This is a genomic window from Flavobacterium sp. CAN_S2 (assembly GCF_015752255.1).
GTDB lineage: Bacteria > Bacteroidota > Bacteroidia > Flavobacteriales > Flavobacteriaceae > Flavobacterium.
The window spans coordinates 1-2,907 of the sequence record NZ_JADOVA010000011.1 but is presented as its reverse complement, the minus strand read 5'-3'; the positions used below and the strand labels follow the sequence as shown (position 1 = coordinate 2,907).

Sequence of the window (2,907 nt, the reverse complement as noted above, 5' to 3'; positions counted from 1 at the left end):
GAAAAGCGTACATAAGCTTACGGGTTATTAGTACTACTCGACTATGACATTACTGCCTTTACATCTATAGCCTATCAACGTGGTCATCTCCCACGACCCTTAAAAGAAATCTCATCTTGTGGTGGGTTTCGCGCTTATATGCTTTCAGCGCTTATCCCTTCCAAACGTAGCTACTCTGCGATGCCACTGGCGTGACAACAGATACACTAGAGGTTTGTCCAATTCGGTCCTCTCGTACTAGAATCAGATCCACTCAAATTTCTTGCGCCCACAGTAGATAGAGACCGAACTGTCTCACGACGTTCTGAACCCAGCTCGCGTGCCACTTTAATGGGCGAACAGCCCAACCCTTGGGACCTTCTCCAGCCCCAGGATGTGACGAGCCGACATCGAGGTGCCAAACCCCCCCGTCGATATGAGCTCTTGGGGGAGATCAGCCTGTTATCCCCGGCGTACCTTTTATCCTTTGAGCGATGGCCCTTCCATGCGGAACCACCGGATCACTATGCTCTACTTTCGTACCTGATCGACCTGTATGTCTCTCAGTCAAGCTCCCTTATGCCATTGCACTCTACGCACGGTTACCAAGCGTACTGAGGGAACCTTTAGAAGCCTCCGTTACTCTTTTGGAGGCGACCACCCCAGTCAAACTACCCACCAAGCAATGTCCCCCGTATTACGGGGTTAGGCCTCAGATAAACAAAGGGTTGTATTTCAACAATGACTCCACAACGCCTAGCGACGCCACTTCACAGTCTCCAACCTATCCTACACATCATTTATCCAAGGTCAATACTAAGCTATAGTAAAGGTGCACAGGGTCTTTTCGTCCCACTGCGGGTAAGCGGCATCTTCACCGCTACTACAATTTCACCGAGCTCATGGCTGAGACAGTGTCCAGATCGTTACACCATTCGTGCAGGTCGGAACTTACCCGACAAGGAATTTCGCTACCTTAGGACCGTTATAGTTACGGCCGCCGTTTACTGGGGCTTCATTTCAATGCTTCTCCGAAGATAACATCTCCACTTAACCTTCCAGCACCGGGCAGGTGTCAGGCCCTATACTTCATCTTACGATTTTGCAGAGCCCTGTGTTTTTGATAAACAGTCGCCTGGACCTCTTCACTGCGGCCAGCATTGCTGCTGGCGACCCTTCTCCCGAAGTTACGGGTCTATTTTGCCTAATTCCTTAGCCATGAATCTCTCGAGCACCTTAGGATTCTCTCCTCGACTACCTGTGTCGGTTTGCGGTACGGGTACTTATTACCTGAAGTTTAGAGGTTTTTCTTGGAAGCCCTTAGGCGCACTATCTCTTTGTCCGAAGACTCCGAGTACTATCGTATTTCCCCAAAACCCGTGGATTTGCCTGCGGGTCTTATAGGTAGGTACTTCAACGAACTATTCCGTCAGTTCGCGGCGCTTTCATCACTCCGTCACCCCATCACAGTAATAACTAGTACGGGAATATTAACCCGTTGTCCATCGACTGTCCCTTTCGGGTTCGCCTTAGGTCCCGACTAACCCACAGCTGATTAGCATAGCTGTGGAAACCTTAGTCTTTCGGTGTGCGGGTTTCTCGCCCGCATTATCGTTACTTATGCCTACATTTTCTTTTCTAACCAGTCCAGCATGCCTTACGACACACCTTCTACCCTGTTAGAATGCTCCCCTACCACTACCTAAATAAATAGGTAATCCATAGCTTCGGTAATATACTTATGCCCGATTATTATCCATGCTCGTCCGCTCGACTAGTGAGCTGTTACGCACTCTTTAAATGAATGGCTGCTTCCAAGCCAACATCCTAGCTGTCTGGGCAGACAAACCTCGTTCTTTCAACTTAGTATATATTTGGGGACCTTAGCTGATGGTCTGGGTTCTTTCCCTCTCGGACTTGGACCTTAGCACCCAAGCCCTCACTGTTATGAAACATTATATAGCATTCGGAGTTTGTCAGGAATTGGTAGGCGGTGAAGCCCCCGCATCCAATCAGTAGCTCTACCTCTATATAACTTTACGCATAACGCTGCACCTAAATGCATTTCGGGGAGTACGAGCTATTTCCGAGTTTGATTGGCCTTTCACCCCTACCCACAGGTCATCCGAAGACTTTTCAACGTCAACCGGTTCGGACCTCCACACTGTGTTACCAGCGCTTCATCCTGCCCATGGGTAGATCACACGGTTTCGCGTCTAACACTACTGACTAAAGCGCCCTATTCAGACTCGCTTTCGCTACGGATCCGTGGCTTAACCACTTATCCTTGCCAGCAACGTTAACTCGTAGGCTCATTATGCAAAAGGCACGCCGTCACCCCACGAAAGGGCTCCGACCGCTTGTAAGCGTATGGTTTCAGGATCTATTTCACTCCGTTATTCACGGTTCTTTTCACCTTTCCCTCACGGTACTGGTTCACTATCGGTCTCTCAGGAGTATTTAGCCTTAGCGGATGGTCCCGCCAAATTCAGACAGGATTTCTCGTGTCCCGCCCTACTCAGGATACCACTATCGTTATCTTCTTTTACTTATACAGGGCTATCACCTTCTTTGGCTTTACTTTCCAGTAAATTCTAATTCAATCCGCAACAAATGTCGTGGTCCTACAACCCCAATATTGCCGTAACAACATTGGTTTGGGCTAATCCGCGTTCGCTCGCCACTACTTACGGAATCACTTTTGTTTTCTTCTCCTCCGCCTACTTAGATGTTTCAGTTCAGCGGGTTTGCCCACCTATCGGTGTACTATGTCTTCAACATAGTGGGTTGCCCCATTCAGGTATCTACGGATCAATTCGTGTGTGCCAATCCCCGTAGCTTTTCGCAGCTTATCACGCCTTTCATCGCCTCTGAGAGCCAAGGCATCCCCCATACGCCCTTATTTTGCTTATTGTACCAATCTCGTTA

Annotated in this window: 1 rRNA gene; it reads right to left on the bottom strand. The window is 48.8% G+C overall.

What is annotated here, in order from left to right:
* Positions 1–7 precede the first annotated feature (7 nt).
* Positions 8–2,893, bottom strand: a 23S ribosomal RNA gene (locus IWX80_RS16885).
* Between the last annotated feature and the right edge of the window lie 14 nt (positions 2,894–2,907).